Source organism: Candidatus Pelagibacter sp. Uisw_099_02, assembly GCF_047727625.1.
Taxonomy (GTDB): domain Bacteria; phylum Pseudomonadota; class Alphaproteobacteria; order Pelagibacterales; family Pelagibacteraceae; genus Pelagibacter.
This window is the reverse complement of record NZ_CP159822.1, coordinates 202,365-223,659: the sequence shown is the minus strand read 5'-3', so window position 1 is coordinate 223,659 and position 21,295 is coordinate 202,365. Positions and strand designations below refer to the sequence as shown.

Annotated in this window: 18 protein-coding genes and 1 other RNA gene; 2 read left to right on the top strand and 17 right to left on the bottom strand. The window is 31.4% G+C overall.

What is annotated here, in order from left to right:
* Nucleotides 1-2 precede the first annotated feature (2 nt).
* From ABXT47_RS01150 to hflK, 14 genes are all read right to left on the bottom strand, one after another.
* The gene (locus ABXT47_RS01150; protein WP_415308794.1) at nucleotides 3-1,040 is read right to left on the bottom strand and encodes a rod shape-determining protein; all 1,038 of its coding nucleotides are present in this window, start codon (nucleotides 1,038-1,040) and stop codon (nucleotides 3-5) included.
* Between the two features lie 2 nt (nucleotides 1,041-1,042).
* Entirely contained in the window at nucleotides 1,043-2,605 is a 1,563-nt protein-coding gene (locus tag ABXT47_RS01145) for a 2-isopropylmalate synthase (RefSeq protein WP_415308792.1), read from the bottom strand.
* Nucleotides 2,606-2,708: 103 nt separating this feature from the next.
* Complete coding sequence (locus ABXT47_RS01140) at nucleotides 2,709-4,391, bottom strand: dipeptide ABC transporter ATP-binding protein (RefSeq protein WP_415308790.1); 1,683 nt, start codon at nucleotides 4,389-4,391, stop codon at nucleotides 2,709-2,711.
* Nucleotides 4,391-5,317, bottom strand: coding sequence for an ABC transporter permease (locus ABXT47_RS01135; RefSeq protein WP_415308789.1), 927 nt, complete (start codon nucleotides 5,315-5,317; stop codon nucleotides 4,391-4,393). Before ABXT47_RS01135 ends, ABXT47_RS01140 begins: the two co-directional genes overlap by 1 nt.
* On the bottom strand, nucleotides 5,310-6,293 hold the full coding sequence (locus ABXT47_RS01130) for an ABC transporter permease (protein WP_415308787.1): 984 nt from the start codon (nucleotides 6,291-6,293) through the stop codon (nucleotides 5,310-5,312). Before ABXT47_RS01130 ends, ABXT47_RS01135 begins: the two co-directional genes overlap by 8 nt.
* A gap of 63 nt (nucleotides 6,294-6,356) precedes the next feature.
* A complete protein-coding gene (locus tag ABXT47_RS01125) occupies nucleotides 6,357-7,916 on the bottom strand; it encodes an ABC transporter substrate-binding protein (protein ID WP_415308785.1) in 1,560 nt (519 codons plus the stop codon).
* 91 nt (nucleotides 7,917-8,007) lie between these two features.
* The gene (gene ilvC / locus ABXT47_RS01120; RefSeq protein WP_415308783.1) at nucleotides 8,008-9,027 is read right to left on the bottom strand and encodes a ketol-acid reductoisomerase; all 1,020 of its coding nucleotides are present in this window, start codon (nucleotides 9,025-9,027) and stop codon (nucleotides 8,008-8,010) included.
* A gap of 17 nt (nucleotides 9,028-9,044) precedes the next feature.
* Nucleotides 9,045-9,593: an acetolactate synthase small subunit gene (ilvN, locus tag ABXT47_RS01115; RefSeq protein WP_415308781.1), complete on the bottom strand. Its 549-nt coding sequence runs from the start codon at nucleotides 9,591-9,593 to the stop codon at nucleotides 9,045-9,047.
* 1 nt (nucleotide 9,594) lies between these two features.
* Entirely contained in the window at nucleotides 9,595-11,361 is a 1,767-nt protein-coding gene (locus ABXT47_RS01110) for an acetolactate synthase 3 large subunit (protein WP_415308780.1), read from the bottom strand.
* Nucleotides 11,354-12,322 carry a tRNA (adenosine(37)-N6)-dimethylallyltransferase MiaA gene (gene miaA / locus ABXT47_RS01105; RefSeq protein ID WP_415308778.1) on the bottom strand — a complete coding sequence of 323 codons (969 nt, stop codon included), beginning with the start codon at nucleotides 12,320-12,322 and terminating at the stop codon, nucleotides 11,354-11,356. Before miaA ends, ABXT47_RS01110 begins: the two co-directional genes overlap by 8 nt.
* A 2-nt stretch (nucleotides 12,323-12,324) precedes the next feature.
* A complete protein-coding gene (locus tag ABXT47_RS01100) occupies nucleotides 12,325-13,737 on the bottom strand; it encodes a Do family serine endopeptidase (RefSeq protein ID WP_415308777.1) in 1,413 nt (470 codons plus the stop codon).
* A gap of 1 nt (nucleotide 13,738) precedes the next feature.
* Nucleotides 13,739-13,924 carry a DUF2065 domain-containing protein gene (locus ABXT47_RS01095; RefSeq protein WP_415308775.1) on the bottom strand — a complete coding sequence of 62 codons (186 nt, stop codon included), beginning with the start codon at nucleotides 13,922-13,924 and terminating at the stop codon, nucleotides 13,739-13,741.
* A gap of 9 nt (nucleotides 13,925-13,933) precedes the next feature.
* A complete protein-coding gene (gene hflC / locus ABXT47_RS01090; RefSeq protein WP_415308773.1) occupies nucleotides 13,934-14,800 on the bottom strand; it encodes a protease modulator HflC in 867 nt (288 codons plus the stop codon).
* Complete coding sequence (gene hflK / locus ABXT47_RS01085; protein WP_415308771.1) at nucleotides 14,800-15,900, bottom strand: FtsH protease activity modulator HflK; 1,101 nt, start codon at nucleotides 15,898-15,900, stop codon at nucleotides 14,800-14,802. The genes hflC and hflK overlap by 1 nt, the downstream gene beginning before the upstream one ends.
* Before the next feature lie 51 nt (nucleotides 15,901-15,951).
* On the opposite strand from hflK, the gene ABXT47_RS01080 reads away from it, so the two are divergent.
* Nucleotides 15,952-16,776 carry an Mrp/NBP35 family ATP-binding protein gene (locus ABXT47_RS01080; RefSeq protein ID WP_415308769.1) on the top strand — a complete coding sequence of 275 codons (825 nt, stop codon included), beginning with the start codon at nucleotides 15,952-15,954 and terminating at the stop codon, nucleotides 16,774-16,776.
* Here ABXT47_RS01080 and thyX read toward each other — a convergent pair.
* The 3 genes from thyX to ABXT47_RS01065 are packed head-to-tail and all read right to left on the bottom strand — an operon-like array spanning nucleotide 16,757 to nucleotide 20,961.
* The gene (gene thyX / locus ABXT47_RS01075) at nucleotides 16,757-17,704 is read right to left on the bottom strand and encodes an FAD-dependent thymidylate synthase (protein WP_415308767.1); all 948 of its coding nucleotides are present in this window, start codon (nucleotides 17,702-17,704) and stop codon (nucleotides 16,757-16,759) included. The genes ABXT47_RS01080 and thyX overlap by 20 nt on opposite strands.
* Complete coding sequence (locus ABXT47_RS01070) at nucleotides 17,691-20,246, bottom strand: NAD-dependent epimerase/dehydratase family protein (RefSeq protein ID WP_415308765.1); 2,556 nt, start codon at nucleotides 20,244-20,246, stop codon at nucleotides 17,691-17,693. Before ABXT47_RS01070 ends, thyX begins: the two co-directional genes overlap by 14 nt.
* 10 nt (nucleotides 20,247-20,256) lie before the next feature.
* On the bottom strand, nucleotides 20,257-20,961 hold the full coding sequence (locus ABXT47_RS01065) for a glycosyltransferase family 2 protein (RefSeq protein ID WP_415308764.1): 705 nt from the start codon (nucleotides 20,959-20,961) through the stop codon (nucleotides 20,257-20,259).
* A 19-nt stretch (nucleotides 20,962-20,980) separates the two neighbouring features.
* Here ABXT47_RS01065 and ssrA point away from each other — a divergent pair.
* Nucleotides 20,981-21,282, top strand: a transfer-messenger RNA (tmRNA) gene (ssrA, locus tag ABXT47_RS01060).
* The last annotated feature ends 13 nt before the right edge of the window (nucleotides 21,283-21,295 follow it).

Genomic DNA, 21,295 nt, shown 5'->3' with positions numbered 1-21,295 from the left:
TCTTAATATTCAGATAACATGGTAGAAAAAGTCTCTTCTTGATCTAAAGCTTTTCCTGTGCCTATTGCTACACATGCTAAAGGATCGTCAGCAACATGCACGGGTAATCCTGTTTCTTTAGAAAACCTTTTATCAATATTTTTAAGTAATGCCCCACCACCTGTTAGAGTTAATCCCATGTCTACTAAATCAGCAGATAGTTCAGGTGGAGTATTTTCTAATGCATCCTTTATGCCATTTACCATTTCTTTTAAAATATCATTTAAGGCTTCTGCTGTATCTTCTTCAGTAATATTCACCTCCTTAGGTGTTCCCGACCTTAGATCTCTACCTTTTACTGCGTAAGTATTGCTATTTGATGGAATTGCCGTACCAATTTCTTTTTTAATTTTTTCAGCAGTACTATCACCAATCATAAGATTGTATTCTTTTCTCATATAGTTAACTAAAGCAGAATCCATTGCATCACCTGCAACTCTTAATGATTTTGAGTAAACAAGACCTCCTAATGACATAACTGCTATCTCTGTAGTACCTCCACCAATATCTACAACCATTGATCCTGTGGCTTCTGAGATTGGGAGACCCGCTCCAATTGCTGCTGCTATTGGTTCTTCGATTAGCTGAACTCTTCTTGCACCTGCTGCTAATGCACTGTCTTGAATTGCTTTTCTTTCAACTGGAGTAGATCCAGTTGGAACACAAATTAAAATTCTAGGATTTGCAAAAGTTTTATTTTTATGTACTTTTTTGATAAAATGCTTAATCATTTCTTCAGTCACAATAAAGTCAGCAATCACACCATCTCTTAACGGTCTGATAGCACTAATATTGCCAGGAGTTCTTCCAAGCATTGTTTTTGCTTCATCACCAACAGCTAACACAGTTTTTTTTCCCATGTTTTCCACTATCGCAACTACTGATGGTTCATTAAGAACTACACCTTGTCCTTTAAGTACAACAAGTGTGTTAGCTGTACCAAGATCAATTGCCATGTCTTGACTCCAAATGTTTGTTATGTTTTTAAACCAATTAGCCATTCTTATATTCCCTTCATTTTCTGAGTTTCATGCTCTATTGGAGCAGTTTTTTTTCTTTTTATTATCATTTTATTTAAAGCACCTAAATACGCATTGGCTGAAGCTACTAATGTATCTGTGTCAGCTGCTTGACCTACTGTAGTTTTTCCATCTTCTTCAATTCTAACGCTTACTGTAGCTTGTGCATCGGTTCCCTCTGTAACGGCATGAACTTGATACAATTGTAATTTTACATCGTGTGGGTATAAAATTTTTATACATTTAAAGATAGCATCTACAGGGCCATCTCCTGTTTCTGACGTTGATTTAACTTCACCATAAACATCAAGAGTCATTTCTGCTTTTTGTGGTTCACCAGTTCCTGCAAAAACTTTTAATGACTTCAAATTAATTACATGTTTATCTAAAATCATACTTTCATCAACTAAAGCTGCAATATCATCATCGTAAACATGTTTTTTCTTATCAGCTAAAATCTTAAATTTACCAAATGCAGTTTGAATTATATCATCTGTAATATCTGCATATCCTAGATCATTTAATTTTTCTTTAAATGCATGTCTTCCAGAATGTTTTCCCATTACTAATGAAGTTTTTTTAACTCCAACACTTTCTGGTGTCATAATTTCATATGTTTCTCTATTTTTAAGCATTCCATCTTGGTGAATACCCGCTTCATGAGCAAAGGCATTCTTTCCAACAATTGCTTTATTAAATTGTACTGGAAAAGTTGCATTAGAGACAATTTTTGAAGCTTTGCTTAATAATTCTGTTTTAATTCCAGTTGTATAAGGCATCAAATCATTTCTTGTTCTTATTGCCATAACAATTTCTTCAAGTGCAGCGTTGCCCGCTCTTTCACCTATTCCATTAATTGTACACTCAACCTGTCTTGCACCAGCTGAAACACCAGCTAAAGAATTTGCTACAGCAAGCCCTAAATCATTATGACAATGAACAGATAAAATAGCTTTTTCAATATTTGGAACTTTATTTTTTAATGTTGTTATAATTTTATTAAATTCTGAAGGGATAGTATATCCAACAGTATCTGGAATATTTATTGTTGTTGCACCACTGCTAATTGCTGTTTCAACTATTTTACACATAAAATCCATCTCAGTTCTTGTTCCGTCTTCACATGACCATTCAACATCATCTGTAAGATTTCTTGCGTAAGTTACGCTTTCTTTTATTGCTTCAATAACTTGCTCGGGAGATTTATTTAACTTAAATTTCATATGCAGTGGACTTGTTGAAATGAAGGTGTGAATTCTAAACCTTGGAGCTGATTTTAATGCTTCGTAACATGCGTCTATATCTTTTTTGCTTGCTCTTGATAGTCCACATGGAATTGAGTTTTTTAAAATTTTACTGATTGCGGTAACAGCTTCAAAGTCACCAGGAGAAGCAATTGGAAATCCAGCTTCAATAATATCTATGCCTAATTCATCAAAAATTCTTGCTATTTGAATTTTTTCCTCAAGACTCATTGATGCCCCCGGTGATTGCTCACCATCACGCATTGTAGTATCAAATATAAAAACTTTATCTTTATCGCTCATAACCAATAATTTTAGAAAATCTATAATACAATCTATAATAGATATTGCAAAATAATTGTTAAAATATGCTTACTAATGATGATCGTTTTAGGTCTACTAGATACTAATTATAAATAGACTCAATTTTAGGCATTAGTCGCAAAAGTTCTTTTGAATATTCGTGCTTAGGCTCTAAGAACAATTTCTCTGTATCCGAAACTTCACATAATTTTCCATTTCTAAGAACTCCAATTCTATCACACATCTGACGAACAACTGGTAAATCATGGCTAATAAATAATATTGTCAAGTTAAGTTGTTCTTGAAGGTCTTTTAATAAATTCAATATTTGGGCTTGAATGCTTACATCTAAAGCAGAAGTTGGTTCATCACATACAAGAAGTCTAGGTTGTGTAGCAAGTGCCCGTGCAATAGATATTCTTTGTCTTTGTCCACCAGAAAATTCGTGAGAATATCTTGTTGATGATTTTTTAGAAAGCTCAACTGACTCAAGTAAATCATTAATATAATTATCTAAGTCTGCATTTGTAATTTTTGGATTATGAAGTTTAATTGGCTCTGCAATAATATCTTTTACTTTTAACCTACCATTAAGTGAAGAGTAAGGATCTTGAAAAATCATTTGAATTTGTTTTCTAAAATTCATCATTTCGCTATTCTTTTTTATCTTTGTTATACAAACATTGTCAAAAAATATTTCTCCAGATGATGGTTTAAACAGATTAACAATCATTTTAGCAATAGTTGATTTTCCACTACCACTCTCTCCAACTAACCCAAACGACTCTCCTTCTTTTATACTGAAAGAGACATCATCAACTGCCATTACTGTATTTTTTGAAGTTTCAGTAAACATGCCTTCTTGAAATGCTTTTTTAAGATTTTTTATTTCAATTAAATTTTGGGAAGTTAGATTTTTTTTATTCCATCTATCTAAGATTTTAATGTTTGTGCCTCTTTCATTATTTTCATTTTTTTCCATTATCTTAAATCTTGAAATTTTTTTATTTGTTGGAGGTACTGAACTAATAAGACTTTTCGTATAAATCTCTTTTGGATTTGTAAGTATTTCTTTTGTTAATCCAATCTCTACCAAATCACCATTTTTCATTACCGCAACTCGATCAGCTGTTTCAGAAATTACTCCCATGTCATGTGTAATTAATATTACAGCTAAATTTCTCACTTTAGTTAGAGTTTTAATCAATTCAAGAATCTGTGATTGTATCGAAACATCAAGTGCAGTTGTGGGTTCATCAGCAATTAATAAATCTGGCTCACAACATAGAGCTAAAGAAATCACAACTCTTTGCCTCATCCCACCAGAAAACTGATGGGGGTAATTATCAAATCTATTTTCAGCATCTTTAATACCAACCTCTTGCAGTAAAGTAATTGCTCTATCTTTAGATTCCTTAAAATCAAAATTTAAATGTGTCTGAATAGTTTCAATAAGTTGTTCACCTATAGTTAACAAAGGATTTAAAGAAGTTTGTGGGTCTTGAAAAATTAACCCAATTTTTTTCCCTCTATATTTTAGTATATCTTCTGCGTTTTCATGAATGTTGATCCCATCTAAGATTACTTTTCCCCCAGAAATTTTTCCTGGTTCATCAATAAGATTTATTATTGCACTTCCCAATGTACTTTTTCCAGAGCCCGACTCACCTACCAAGCCAAGTATTTCTCCTTTTTTTACATCAAAATTAATATTTTTGACTGCATTTACAGTCTCTTTTCTCATTTTGTAATTAACACTTAAATTATCAATTTTTAAAAAGCTCATTAGTTTAACTTTGGATTTAGAGTGTCTCTCATCCAGTCTCCTAAAAGGTTAATTGAAAATGCTAAAATAACTAAAAATATTGCAGGGAAAAAAGTTATCCACCATTCTCCAGAAAATAGAAAGTCATTTCCAATTCTAATTAAAGTCCCCAGAGATGGTGTTGTAGGTGGAACGCCTACTCCTAAAAAACTTAAAGTTGACTCTGCAATTATAGCTAACGCCAGTCCTATTGTTCCAATTACAAGGATGGGTCTTAGTATATTTGGTAAAATATGCTTAAACATTATTTTAACATTTGGAACACCAATAATTGTTGAAGCCGAAATATAGTCTTTATTTTTTTCTACTAATGTTGCTGCTCTTGACACTCTTGCAAATTGTGGCCATTCGGAAATTCCTATTGCAAAAATTAATACATAAATTGCCATTTCATCATGAAGTTCTTTTGAAATCACACCTCTTGCAATTCCATCAACTAGTAAAGCCATTAAAATACTTGGTACTGTTAATTGTACATCTGTTATTCTCATAACTATCATTTCATATTTTCCTCCAAAATATCCTGCTGTTAACCCTAAGGTAACTCCTAAAATTAGACTAAATGAAATAGCTGCAAATCCAACTATTAAAGAGATACGAGATCCATACAATATTGTTGATAGCATATCTCTACCCTGTCCATCTGTTCCTAATAAAAATTTAGACATACCTTCCTCTTCCCAAGAAGGAGGCGTGAATGCCTCCATTAAGTCTAGGCTTGATGGATCAAATGGGTTAAATGGCGCTACAAATTCTACAAAAAAAGAACAAAAGAAAATAATTATTAATATTGCAGTTGATATTATTGCTGTAGGCGATTTTATAAAAGCAAAATATATATCACTATCTTTAATTTTATCTATAAAGGATAAATTTTGATTATCCATTTGCACTTTCAGACTTCACTCTAATTCTTGGATCAATAAAATAATAAAGAATATCTACTATGAAATTTATCATTACAAATATAAATGCAATAAAAACTAAATAGGCTGACATTATTGGAATGTCCACAAACTTAACTGCCTGAATAAAAAGAAATCCCATGCCTGGCCATTGAAAAACTGTTTCAGTTATTATTGAAAAAGCTACAAGTGTTCCAATATTAATTCCTGCTATTGTAATAACAGGTATCAAACCATTTTTTAACGCATGTTTATATTGAATACTTTTTTCACTAATTCCTCTAGCTCTTGCAAATTTTATGTAGTCTGTTTGTAATATTTCCATCATCTCTGCCCGAACAAGTCTTATAATGTAAGTCATTTGAAAAAGGCTTAATGTAACTGATGGTAAAATTATTGCTTTAAGTCCAGAGATGGTTAAAAGCCCAGTGGTCCAGAAACCAATATTAACCACTTCTCCTCTTCCAAAAGAAGGTAGTATTCCTAAGATTACTGCAAAAAGATATATGAACAAAATTCCTATTACAAAAGTAGGCAAAGAAACTCCAAGCAAGGAGACAGCCAAAATAATATCACTCACAAAACTTTTTCGATTTATTCCAGTATAAACTCCCAATAAAGTCCCACATATAAGTGCAATAAGTGAAGAAATAAAAACTAACTCTAATGTTGCTGGTAACCTTTCTGATATTAATTCAGAAACTGGTCTTCTTAATTGATAAGAAATTCCAAAATTTCCTTTAGATGCATTTTTGACAAATCTCATGAATTGAACTGGAATAGGATCATTTAAACCTAGAGTTTCTCTTATTTCAGCTCTTTCTAAGTCTGATGTTTCCTCACCAACCATATTATTAACTGGGTCACCTACAAAAGTAAAAAGTGAGAATGAAACAAAGGCTACAACAAGCATAACCAATATCGATTGGAACAATCTTTTAAAAAAATACTTTGTCAAAATATGAAGTTTTATTTTTAAGTATAAGCCCTTTTAAAATTAAAAGGGCTTATATTAAATTGATTAGTTTTTGCTCGAAAATCTGAACAAAGGTTCGTTATTAGGTCTGATAGGGACATTTACATTCTTTGCAGATGCCCAAGAAATTACCTGGTGGTGTAAAGGAAGATATGAAATATCATCTTTTACAATTTTCCAAGCTTCTGCGATTGCAGCATTTCTTTTTTCTAGGTCTACTTCACCTTCCATAACTTTAATTAACTCATCAACTCTAGTGTCACTAAAGTTAACTCTGTTCCAACTAGCTCCAGTATCATATAAGTAATGAAATACATAATGACTATCTAAAGTAGGAACGCCCCAACCAAGCATATAAAAATCACCTTTTTTATTTTTTAGCTCTTTAAAGTGTTTACTTTTAGTTTGAGAGTTCAGAGAAACGTTAACACCAATTTTACCAAACATTCCAACAACTGCAGTGCAGATTGCTTCATCATTTACATATCTGTCGTTTGGACATCTTAGTTCAACATCAAAACCATTAGGGTATCCAGCATCAGCTAAAAGTTTTTTTGCTGCTTCTGGGTCATATGCTAATCGTTTATCAAGATCTTTGGTATAGCCAGTTACTCCAGGAAATGTAATTATTCCTGCTGGTTCACTTAAGCCTCTCATAACTTTTTTCTGGATCGCATTTATATCAATTGCTTGATAAAGAGCTTGTCTAACTTCCTTTTTTTTAAAAGGGTTATCACCAGTATTCCCAGATCTAAGTTCATCAGCTCCTTGGTCCATTCCTAAAAAAATTGTACGCATTTGTGGTGTACTTACAACTTTATGTCCTGCTGAACTTCCAATACGTCCTAAATCTTGAACAGGTGCATCCGTAACAAGGTCAATTTCTCCAGATAGTAGTGCTGCAACTCTAGTTGCTGCATTAGCTATAGGGAGTAGCTCAATTGAAGTAAGATTATGTTCAACATTTCCCCACCATTTACTATTTTTCTTAAAAACAGTTTTGGTATTTGGCTCTCTTAAGGTTATTTTAAAAGGACCCGTTCCCATTGCATTAACTGACGCATAAGTTTCTTGTGACGCATTCCAATTTTGCGGAGCAGTTGAAAAATTTTTATCCGACCACGCTTTTGACATTACAAAAATATTAGATAATTGATTCAAGAGAATTGGATTTGGTTCAGTTGTTTTAATTTGAACTGTGTATTTATCAATTGCTTTAACAGATGAAATTGAACTGATATATTCTTTAAAATCAGACGTTGGTAGTTTTGCTCTTAATATACTAAATACCACATCTTCAGATGTCATTTGTGTACCATCAGAAAACTTAACATCTTCTCTTAAAAAGAAATACCAAGTAGTTGGGTTTACTGCTTTCCATTTGGTTGCAAGTTGAGGTACAATTTGCATGTCAAGTGCTCTAGTTACTAATGCCTCATATACTTGTCTTGATACTTGTGTTGTTGGCCCTTCATTCTGTGCATGCGGATCAAGTGTTAAACTATCACCTGCCATTGACCATTTAATATTTTTAGCCCATGCTGAAGAAAATCCAAATACTAGTGTTAGTGTTAATAGTATTTTTATTAAACTTTTAATTTTCATTATATTCCCTCTCTTTATTATTTTTAAAAAGTATAGGTGATATAATTTTATTTTACAAATTCGTGTATAAGTAGAAATTTATAAATAATAATTAGCTTTTGTCGCTATCTATTAATTTTTTTTTACCAATCCAAGGCATCATTGCTCTAAGCTCTGCACCTACTTTTTCAATTGGATGATCAGCAAGATCTTTTCTCATTTTTAAAAAGTTCTTTTGTCCACCTTCACATTCTTTCATCCAGTCTTTAGTAAATTTACCAGATTGAATATCAGCAAGCACTTCTTTCATTCTTTTTTTACTTTCACTATCAACAACTTTTTTACCAGATACATACTCACCATATTCTGCTGTATTTGAAATAGAGTAATTCATATTAGCAATTCCACCTTCATAAATTAAATCTACTATTAATTTTACCTCATGTAAGCATTCAAAGTACGCCATTTCAGGTTCGTATCCAGCTTCAGTCAAAGTTTCAAAACCATTCTTAATTAATTCAACTAATCCTCCACAAAGTACTGATTGTTCTCCAAATAAATCTGTTTCACATTCATCTTTGAAAGTTGTTTCAATAATTCCCGATTTACCTCCACCAATTGCTGAAGCATATGATAAAGCAAGGTCTCTTGCTTTGCCTGTTCCATCTTGGTGTACAGCAAATAAACACGGCACCCCACCACCTCTTTCAAATTCGCTTCTAACTAAATGTCCAGGTCCCTTTGGTGCAACCATGAATACATCTAAATCTTTTCTTGCTTCAATAAGTTTGTAATGAATGTTTAAACCATGAGCAAAAGCTACACTTGATCCTGCTTTAATTCTTTGATCAATATGATTTTTGTAAATTGAAGCTTGTAGTTCATCTGGCGTAAGTATCATTGCAACTTCTGCCCATTCTGCAGCATCAGATAAACTCATTACTTTTAATCCTTTAGATTCAGCTTTTACTTTACTTGCTGATCCATCTCTAAGAGCAACAACAACTTCCTTAGCTCCACTATCTTTTAAATTTAATGCGTGCGCATGCCCTTGACTACCATAGCCAAAAATTGCTATTTTTTTACTCTTTATTAAATCAACATCTGCATCTTTTTCATAAAACATTTTCATTTTTTTCTCCTTTGTAATTAATTAAAAATTTCTGCACCTCTAGTCATTGCAACCGCTCCAGTTCTTGAGGCACTAACAAGACCAAATAGTTTTAAATTCTTCGTCACAGTATCTATCTCTCTTCTTAATGCTGTTATTTGAATTACAGCAGATTTATTTGTTTGATCTAATATAACTGGATTGTATTTTTTACAAGCATTTAAAGCTTTCTTAATTTTAGAAGGATTTGCAACAATTTTTAATAATGCCATCTCTTTAAATATAACTTTTTTATCCTCTCTTTTAAAATTTCCAACTTTATGAACTGGAACTAACTTCTTTAGCTGTAATACAATTTGTTCGATAACTTGAGGTGTTCCAGTGGTTACAATTGTAATTCTAGAGAGATTATTTTTTTGATCAACTTCTGCTACTGCCAAAGACTCTATATTATAGCCTCTACCAGAAAATAGACCTACCACTCTAGATAATACACTTGCTTCGTTATCAACCCAAACAACTATAATGTGAGTGTCAATTTTCCCTAGTTTACTAGGTGTGCTATATGCAGATTTAGATTTTACCATTTTAAACTAAAGATTTCCCTTTACCTGTAATTTTATTTTCTTTCTGGTCTTTTGGTCCTAATAACATTTGATTGTGCGGCTTACCAGAGGGTATCATTGGATAACAATTTTCAGCCTGATCAACGTGGCAATCAAAAATTACAGGTCTATTTGTGTTGACCATTTCTTCAATTTTTTCATCTAATTCATCTGGATTTTCTGCTCTAATTCCAACGCACCCATAAGCCTCTGCTAATTTGACAAAATCTGGTAATGCTTCAGAGTAACTCTCTGAATAATTTTTTTCATGAAGTAATTCCTGCCACTGTCTAACCATACCCATATATTGATTGTTCAAAATAAATATTTTTATGGGCAAATTATATTGTACTGCAGTAGAAATTTCCTGCATTGTCATTAAAATTGAAGCTTCACCAGCAATATCTACAACTAATTTTTTTGGGTGCGCAACTTGTACACCTATTGCTGCTGGTAACCCATAACCCATGGTTCCAAGTCCTCCTGATGTCATCCATCTATTTGGTTTATTGAATTTATAATGCTGTGCAGCCCACATCTGGTGCTGTCCAACTTCAGTTGTTATATACGTATCTTGATTTTTTGTTAGTTCATAGAGTCTTTGGACTGCATGTTGAGGTTTAATAATCTTATTACTATTTATAAAGTTTAGTGACTGTTTTGTTCTCCATTTTTGAATTTGTTGCCACCATTTAGATATTTTTTGTTTATTGGATTTTTCTAGATTTAAATTTTTATTTTTTAAAGTTTTAGTAGTTGATTTTATAACTTCACCAACATCACCAACGATAGCTAGATCAACTTTTACAATTTTATTAATTGATGATGGGTCAATATCAATATGAACTTTTTTTGATTTGGGAGAAAATTCATCAATCTTTCCAGTAATACGATCATCAAATCTTGCACCAATATTTATCAATAAATCACAATCATGCATTGCATTATTTGCTTCGTAGGTACCATGCATTCCAAGCATTCCTAAAAATTGACTATCATCACCTGGATAAGCACCTAATCCTTGTAAGGTTGAGGTAATTGGAAATCCGGTTAACGCTATTAATTCTCTTAAAAGTTCACTAGCTTTTGGACCTGAGTTAATTACCCCACCACCAGTATAAAAAACTGGTTTTGAAGCTTTTTTCATTAAATCAACTAACTGGTTAATTTCTTTTTGATTAAATCTATTTAAAACCTTGCCATTTAATTTTTTTTCTTTCTTAGGTTTAAAATATTTTGCTTTTGCAAACTGAATATCTTTTGGAATATCGACTAAAACTGGTCCTGGTCTTCCAGTTGTTGCAACCTCAAATGCTTCATGCATTATTCTTGGAAGATCATTAATATCTTTGACTAGCCAATTATGTTTTGTACATGGTCTTGTAATTCCTGTTGTATCACATTCTTGAAAGGCATCTGTTCCAATTAAATGTGTTGGTACTTGCCCAGAAATACAAACTAAGGGAACTGAGTCCATATAAGCATCTGTCAATGCCGTGACAACATTTGTTGCACCTGGACCAGAGGTAACTAATACAACACCTGGTTTTCCTGATGATCTCGCATAACCTTCTGCAGCATGACCTGCACCTTGCTCATGTCTAACTAGAATATGTTTAATAGTTGGATGATTTTTTAATTCATCATATATTGGTAGCACTGCTCCACCTGGGTAGCCAAAAATATGCTCAACTTTTTGGTCTTCAAGACACTTAAATACAATCTCTGCTCCAGAATATAAATTACCCATTTGGGCAATCTATTCGACTTTGTGTTAATTGGTCAAGTTTAAGCAATGGTTTTTTTAATTTTTTTATGTATTCGTCAATCTTGATGGGATTAATTTTTTTCCAAGATTTCATCCTACTTCTTGCCCATGTGGCTTGTCTTTTGGCGTATTGTCTGGTTTTAATTGAAATTAATTCTTGCGCTTGATCTAAATTAATTTTTTTATTCATGTACTGTGTCAATTCGTCAATCCCAATAACTCTATTTACACTTAAATCTTTTTTTATTTTAAGCTTATTAAAAAAATTTACCTCTTTTATTGCTCCTTCCTCAATCATCTTAATTACTCTTGATGAAATTCTTTTGATCAAATCATCTCTTTTAAAGTTAATATATAGTTTTAAAAATTCATTCTTTTTAAATTCTGGTTTAGTTTTACTTAGCCATCTATACATAGAAATTTTTGTGAAAGATTTTATTTCAAAAGCTCTGATTGCTCTTTGAGTATCATTTGGATCAAATCTATTATGAGTCTCAGGATCAATTTTTAAAAGTTTTTTATAAAACTTTTTCTGTCCATCTTTTTTTTGCATCTGTCTAATCTGATTTCTAAATTTAGGGGGTATTTCTGGGATTTCAACTAAGCCATCAATTAAAGATTGAAAATAAAGCCCTGTTCCACCAACTAAAATAGGTATTTTTTTTCTTTTTTTAATTTCTTTAATCTTTTTAATAGCAGTTTTTAGCCATTGACCAGTAGAAAAATTTTTATTTAAATCAACAAATCCATACATATGATGTTTAATATTTTTTTGTCCATCTTTAGTTGGTCTGGCAGTTAGAATCTTTAACGTTTTATAAACTTGCATACTATCTGCATTAATAATTTCACCATCAATCTTTTTGGCAACCTTTATAGCAAAGTTTGATTTACCTGATGCAGTAGGACCAGAAATTAAAATAATCTTGGACAGTTTGCCCATTATCAATCTAACTTAACACCAATATATCTTCTTTGGTTTTGATTATTATAAATTACAATCAAAATTGTTTTTTGATTAGATTTTAGAGCTTTATCAACTATATCTTCAAGATCTTCTTTAGATCTAATTTTTTTCTTTTGGGCTTCAATTATTATATCACCTACATTTAAATAATTAATTGGACTATTTTTACCAATACTAGTTATAACTAGTCCTGTTGTTTGATTGGGAAGTTTTCTTTGTTCAATATCTTGTTCGTTTAATAATCTTGCTATAATTTTCAAAGATTTTATTTCTGACATTTCGGGTGTTTTTGTTTCAATTTCTTTTTTCTCTTCTTTAAAATCAGTTGATGTTTCTAATCTTCCTAATTTAATCTTTTTAATAATTTCTTTTTTATTTCTCCAAATTTTAACATCAACAGTTTTGCCTACTTCTGTTTGAGCAACAATTATTGGAAGTTCTTTCATTTCATTAATTCTAGTTCCATTGAATTCTAAGATGATATCTCCTGCTTTAATTCCAGCTTTTTCTGATGGACTTTTTTCAGCTACACTTGCAACTAATGCCCCACGTGGCTCATCTAACTTTTCAACATCAGCAATTTCTTCTGTAACTACTTGAATTCTAACACCAAGCCATCCTCTTTTTGTTTCACCAAATTTTATTAACTGACTAATAACTTTTTTTGCACTATTAGATGGTATTGAGAAACCTATACCAATTGAGCCAGACTGACCCAAAATTGCTGTATTAATTCCTATTACATCTCCATTCATATCAAATAATGGTCCGCCAGAATTTCCAGAGTTAATTGATGCGTCTGTTTGAATATAATCCTCATAACGTGATAGGCCAATTGATCTATTTCTTGCTGAAATTATTCCTGTTGTTACTGTTCCACCCAGTCCAAATGGATTTCCAATGGCAATAACCCAATCACCTATTCTTGCTTTATCAGAGTCTCCAAAATTAACTGGGATAAATTTTTCTTTTGATTCTATTTGTAAAACTGCAAGATCTGAAAGTGGGTCCTTGCCTATAATTTTTGCCTTATATTCTTTTTCTCCATTAACAGTAACAACTATATCTTCTGCGTCTTTAATTACATGATTATTTGTAATCACTATTCCTTTTGCATCTATAATAAAACCTGATCCAAGCGCACTAGCTTTTCTTGTCTGTGGTGTTCCAAATTCTTTAAACATATCTTCAAATGGCGAACCTGGTGGAAATTTAAATCCAGGAAATGGATTGCTATTTGTAGTTACAGTGGTAGTTGTTGAAATATTTACAACTGAAGGCATTAGTCTTTCAGCCAAATCTGCAAAAGATGCGGGAATATCTTCAGCAAAAACTTTAGTCCCATAACTAATTATGAAAAATACGGTTAATAATTTTTTAATTTTATTCATTTTAATTTTTTATGTACCAAATTATAATAAATCCTATAACTGCAAATATCAATCCACCTGTTCTTAATTGACTATTAGTCACATCACTTAATCTTAATAGCATACTTTTCATTTTTAATGGAAATAAGGCATATAAAATTCCTTCTATAAAAAGAAAAAGTCCAAAAGCTATAATTAGCTCTTTCATTGTTTTAGATTAATTTTTAGGTTTTATGTTACCAAAAAATTTAAAGAATTCACTATCAGGTGATAAAATTACTGAAGTGTCTCCACCTATTAAAGCAGTCTCGTAAGCCTGCATTGCTCTGTAGAAAGCAAAAAATTCTGGATCTCTTCCAAATGCATCTGCAAAAATTTTATTTCTCTCACCATCTCCTTGACCTTTCATAATCTCAGAGTCTTTGTTTGCATTGGCTAGTAATACAGAAACATCTTTGTCAGCAGTTGATGTGATAGTTACTGCCATTTCAGCTCCTCTTGCTCTAAATTCTTTAGCTTCTCTTTCTCTTTCTGTTTGCATTCTTCTATAGATTGCTTCACTATTAGCTTGAGGTAAATCAGCTCTTTTAATTCTAACGTCCACTATTTTAATTCCAAATTTTTGAGCTTCTGCGTTTACACCTTCCTGAATTAAAGACATTTGCTTAGATCTATCTTTTGATAGTAATGTTTGTAATTCTTGTTGACCTAAAACATTTCTAATTCTTGAGTTAATAATTGTTGCTAACCTTGATCTTGCAACTCTTTCATTGCCTACTGAAATGTAGAATTTTAGAGGATCTACAATTTGAAATCTTGCAAATGCATCAACGATTAATCTTTTTTGGTCTGATGCAATAACTTCTGCTGGTGGTGTATCTAGATTTAAAATTCTACTATCTAAAAAGACAACATTTTGAATAAAAGGTATTTTAAAATTTAAACCTGGTTTTAGTATAATTTTTTTAGGATCACCAAACTGAAGAACAATTGCTTGATTAACTTCTTTAACAACAAATATAGAAAAGAACACTAATGCTCCTAATAAAATAGCTATTGGTAATAAAATTTTTTGTGCTTTCATTAATTCGTCACTTTCTTTTTGCCCAATTCAGGTAGTGGTAAGTAAGGAACTACACCTGAGCCTGCATTTTTTTCAATTATTACCTTATCAATATCTGCTAAAACTTTTTCCATAGTCTCTAAATACATTCTTTCTTGAGTTACTTCTTTGGCTTTTGCATATTCATTATAAATAGATATAAATCTACTAGCTTCACCCTCTGCTTGAGCAACAACTTTTTGCTTATAAGCTTCTGCTGCTTGCATAATTTTTGCAGCTTCCCCTCTTGCTCTTGGAATAACATCATTAGCATAAGCTTCAGCTTCATTTTTAGATCTTTCCATATCTGCTCTTGCTGCTTGAACATCTCTAAACGCATCAATTACTTGATCAGGTGGATCAGCTTTTTGTGTTTGAACTTGTGTAATTTGAATACCACTATTGTATTCATCTAGAATTGATTGAATAATTTCCTGAGTTTCAATTTCAATTTGAGCTCTGCCCTCAGTTAAAACTGGTTGAATTTTACTTTTTGCAATAACTTCTCTCATTGCTGTTTCTGCTGCAGCTTTTACTGTTCCTTCTGGATCTTGTATTTCAAATAAAAATTTACCTGCATCTTTAATTACCCAGAAAACTGAAAAATCTATATTAACAATATTTTCGTCACCAGTAAGCATTAAACTTTCTTGAGGAACATCAGCAACTCCTCCACCTTGTGAAAAACCACTGTCTCTCTCTGATCTAAATCCAATGTCTATTCTATTTACCTTTGTAACTTTTGGTGTCTGAACTGTCTCTATTGGAAGTGGAATATGATAATGTAACCCTGGCTGAGTAGTTTTTATAAATTTCCCAAATCTAAGTACAACACCTTGTTCATCAGGTCCCACTCTATATAGCCCACTTGCTAGCCATACAAATGCTATAATAATTAAAATTAAACCAATTGGCTTTCCTCCTGATGAGCTTCCACCAGGTAAAAATTTATTTATCTTACTTTGAATATCTCTAATTAATGCCTCGATATCCGGAGGTGTGGGTCCTTTTCCTGAACCATTTCCTCCTCCTGGAGGTTTTCCCCATGGACTTCCGCCTCTACCTTGAAAATCATCTGACATATGACAAAGTATATAATGTCTTTATTATAAAAAACAAGTAATGATAAAAAAATGACAGATAAAAAGCCAGAACTAAGTGACGCAATGAAAAGGAAATTAGAGCCTAAAAAGTTCACAAAGAACCCAATTTTAGGAACAAAATTTACAATAGCTGTATCAAGTGCAAAAGGTGGTGTTGGAAAATCTACCTTTGCAACAAATCTTGCTTTAGCTTTAAAGCAAATTGGCTGCAAAGTTGGTTTGCTTGATGCAGATATTTATGGCCCTTCAATTCCTAAAATGTTTGATATTAACGAAAAGCCAAAAAGTGATGGCCAGACTTTAACTCCAATAACAAAATATGATATTCAGTGTATGTCTATTGGCTTTCTTGCAGATCAACAAACTCCAATGATTTGGCGTGGTCCTATGGTTACCAGTGCAATTAAAACTTTTACACAAAAAGTTGGGTGGAAAGATTTAGATTTTATAATTGTTGATATGCCTCCAGGAACTGGAGATACTCAACTAACTTTTTCACAAGAAATTAAAATGGACGGTGCAATTATAGTTTCAACTCCTCAAGAAGTTGCTCTACTGGACGTGAAAAGAGGAATTAAAATGTTTGATAAGCTTGGTGTTAAAATTTTAGGTCTAGTTGACAATATGAGTTACTTCACAGGTGATGATGGAAAAAAATATAAAATATTTGGTGAAGGTGGTGTTAAGAGAACAGCAGAAGAATTTGATAAAGAATTTCTAGGGGAAATCCCATTAAATCCTGAAGTGGGAAAATGCGGTGATGAAGGGAAACCAATTGTAGAAGCCAACCCAAATCATGAAATTTCTAAAATATACTTAGATTTTGCTAAAAAAATTAAATCAATTTATCTTTAAGATCAAAAGCAGTCATTAGCTCGTTCCACTCTCTTTTAGATAAACCAGTGCTATCAGGATTAATATTTTCGCCTTTGATAAGTTTTTGGATTATTACTTTTCCTTTTGCAGAAACTTCTGTACCACCAACTCTATAATCCATGAATGAATCATAAGTTATAGGAACCCATTTCTTAACTGTATCTAGCATTATATCAGCATACACTCTTATTTCGTATTGTGCATGACTATCAGCTCTAAGTCTTAAAAAATTCATCAGATTTAATAAATCAGTTTTCCAGTACCACTGAGTATAAGTATTCAAAGTTAAATTCATTCTAGCTAATTCTCTTGCTAAACCTTTTTTATTTTCATCAATTGTTGAGCCATCAAACCTTTGATTTAACATCATCTCATAATTATCATAAGTTCTTTCAGCATCATTTTTTAATAGTTCTAAAACTTCTTTTGCTTGTTCGCCTTCAATGACATCACCTCTTCCCTGTCTATTACTTGCTGACTGAGCAGCCAAATTTTCTGTCGATGGTAAATAAAATTCTTTATCTAAAATAGAGTATCTTGCAGAATATTCATTTACATTTGCTGTTCTATGTCTAATCCATTGACGTGCAATAAAAATTGGAAGCTTTACATGATATTTAATTTCACACATTTCAAATGGTGTGCTGTGCCAATGTCTCATTAAATATTTAATTAGACCACTGTCTGTTGAAACTTGCTTTGTTCCTTTGCCATATGAAACTCTAGCTGACTGGACAATCGAAGTATCATCACCCATATAATCTACCACTCTAACAAAGCCATGATCTAAAGCTGGCATTGCTTCATAAAGAATTTTTTCAAGTTCAGGCACTGTGACTCTTTTAGTTTGATTTTGTTGAGATTGCTGATCTTTAATCTCTTGTGTCTGTTCTTTAGTTAATTTCATTTTTTTTTTCTAGTGATTTAATGTTTATAAAGCTATTTGACAAATTTGTATTGTTTTTTTCTATTTCGTCAAAAAAATTCCACGCTAATACTAATATAGCAGAATTTTTATCTTTTACTTTTTCTTTAGAAACTATGGGTATATTTACCCCAGGAATAAATTTTCCATGTTTTAATGGGTTGTCCTCAACTATAAAATCTATTTCATTTTTAATATTAAAGTAATTTAATGCTGTTGAAGCTTTTGCTGGAGCTCCATAGCCAACTATATTGGGATATTTTTTTTTTAAATTTTTTAAATTTTTAATAACTTCTTTTTTTAAATTCTCTATTTTTTTTCCAAAATCTAAATACGTTTCTATTTTTTTTAAACCATATTCCTCTTCTTTTTTTAAAAAGTCATTTACAGAATTATCAATTTCAATATTTTTTTCTTGGCTAAGATAAATTCTAATCGATCCACCATGAGTATCTATCTCTTCGACATTGAAAATCTTTAATTCTAAATTTTCAAAAAATCTTTTTAATGAAGTTAAAGACCAGTAATTTGTATGCTCATGATAAATGTTATCAAAAGTTAAATCTTTAATAGTGTTTAACAAATATTGTACTTCTATAATGATTTTTCCATCAGGCTTAATTAGTTTTTTCATGGACTCAGCCATTGATTTTAAATCATCGGCATGTGCAAAAACATTTGAAGCTAATAATAAATCTGCTCCATTTTTAATTGGGTTGAGTGCTTTTTCATCTAAATAACCGTGAAAAGTATTAATTCCATTTTGATTAGCAAGATCTACTAAATTTTTTGCAGGTTCTATACCCTGAATATTAGAGAAGCCTAGGTCTAAAAAAGGTTTTAATCCAATGCCATCATTGCTTCCTACGTCAATGATGTAAGAACCTATATCGAGTTTGAAATCTTTAACATACTTCTTAGCAGCTGAAATAAAATGTTCTCTAAATGATTTAGTAGTTGAAGATTGATACAAATAATTTGAAAACATTTCATTACTCTTTATTGCAACAGAAAGTTGACAATTAAAACATTCTTCACATACATTAAGTTCTAAAGGATATACCTTGCTTTTTTCCTTGATATCATCAAGAAGATTATTTGCCAGTGGCTGGTAACCTAATGATAAAACTCTTTTAAGTTTTTTGGAGCCACAACACCTACATTCAAATTTGTATATAGATTGCAACAATTTTTTCTCTTGATCATCAACAAATTTATATGGAATAGTATGGGTAATCCCATAGTTTTCATGCTCTCTTTCTCCTCTAACTAGATTTAAAAAAATTGTATCCTCAGTAAAAACCATCGTATGAGCTACATTCGGTTGCGTAACTATCATGTCACCTTCGTTAACAACATGTGTTACTTTTATAGATTTATCATCAACAAGATCTTTATAAATACTGATGAATTGACCTTTAATTAATAAACATTTTTGTTCTTGGACAGGATGAAAGTGATTTGCTCTCATTGTTCCTTTTTTTGATTCTATATATCCAATCATATTGATGGGCTCTGGTAGGTCATAATTACTGATTTTACCACGCTCATCAATAAATTCTCTAACACCTTTAAAAGTGTATTCTAAATTTTTATCAAATTTTTCATAAGACCATTTAGTTATCATTTCTTTAATGCATGTTTCAAGGTCATGAACAAATTCAAACCCTGTATTTAGTAATTTTTTATTTGATAAAGAATATCCTTTATTGGGGACCTCATCATCTGTTAGAGTGATTTCTAATTTTGGATTAATTTTTTTACATATATCAGCAACATCTTTTACAGTAAGATTTTCTTTAGTTAAATTATAAGTTCCACTTTTAAAGTCATTGTTTTCTTCAACAAATTTAAAACATCTAGCTACATCTATTAATGGAACTAAACTTTTAAGCTGAACACCTCCTCCAAAAAGTTTAATTTTTCCATTTTGAGAGGCAATTTTAGAAAATAAGTTTGGCATTATATTTATTCTCATAGTGTCTGTTGAGAACCCATAGACTGAACCCAGTCTAAAAATTGCATATTTATTTCCAGAGTTTTTAATTTGATTTTCATTTTCTACTTTACTTGAAGAATACGCTAAAAAAGTATTTGTTTGTTCATTTTCATCTAAATTTTCTTTTGGTTCTTTTAAACCTTCAAAAACAACATGAGTAGATGGAAAAACAATAGTTGCTTTCGCATTCATTGATTTAAGCACGTTTGCTGTACCTTCTATTGCAACTTTTATTGTGAGTGAATCTTTTTCTTTATCAGCTTCTTTTTTTACATAGGCTACATCTGTGATTCCAGCTAAATGATATACAACCTCAGCTTTTTCTAAAAACGGTTTAATTGCTTCTAAATCTAAAATATCAGCTTGTATAAATTGAATTTTTCTTCTTTTTAATTCATTAACTCTTTCTGAAATAAATCTATTATCGATTGCAACTACTTCATACTTCCAGCTAAACCCAGAATAGAGTTTGCAAAGCTCAGTACCAATATATCCAAGCGCACCTGTTATTACAATTTTTTTCATATTTTTGACTCTACTTAAATCTTTCAATAACTATTCTAAAAATAACAGCAAATATATGGTGGAATTTAATTTTTTTTCCTTCTTCGTGTGTTCTGCCATTATAACTAATTGGTACTTCATAAAATTTTTTTCCTTTTTTAACAACCTTGCTAAGTATTTCAGCGTGTTGCTCAAAGCCTATTGTCACAAGCTCCTTTTCATTCAATAAATTACTCTTGTAGCACGCATAGCATGAGTAGATATCTGTAAAAGTTGTATTATAAAATAGATTAAAAATTAATGTTATAAGTTTATTTCCAAATTTATTCAAAATATTGTGAGATCTTGTGTATTCAGAATAATTAAGTCTCGATCCTATGATGAGGTCAGGATTAAAACGATTTATCAATGTAATAAACTTATTTAATTCTATTGGGTCATATTCTAAATCTGCATCTTGAAAAAATATATATTCACCTTTTGACACCTCTAATCCTTTTTTTACTGCATTTCCTTTGCCTTGATTGGTCTTATATGTGATTAACTGATTGTACAGGTTTGGATTATCTTCTAGTAACTTTAAAGTATTGTCTGTTGACCCATCATTTATAACTATAACTTCAAAAGAAGTTTTGCTTTCTGTAGTTTCTTGAATTCTATTTAACACTTTAAGGATCGACTGATCCTCATTAAATATTGGAATTATAATAGAAATTTGAATAATTTGATCTGTCATTTTTTAATTAAAATATATTAACATTTTAAATATTAATAATTCATATATAATAATTATGTTGGTTTTCCAACTACGACGATAAACGAATTTCGTAATAACCATTACGGACGTGGGGGCAGTACCCACCACCTCCACCAAGTGCAATTTATGGGGGTGAAATAGGATCGACGGGTGACTAAAGGCTATTCTTTCGTTCGGAATTGTTCCACCGTAACGGGCTAAATTTTAAATGCTAACGAAAGTTACGCTATTGCTGCATAATTAATTTAGGTTAATTATAGAAGCACGGTCTGGGGCACCGGGTAACAGAACGCCCCTTCACAATCATCTACTT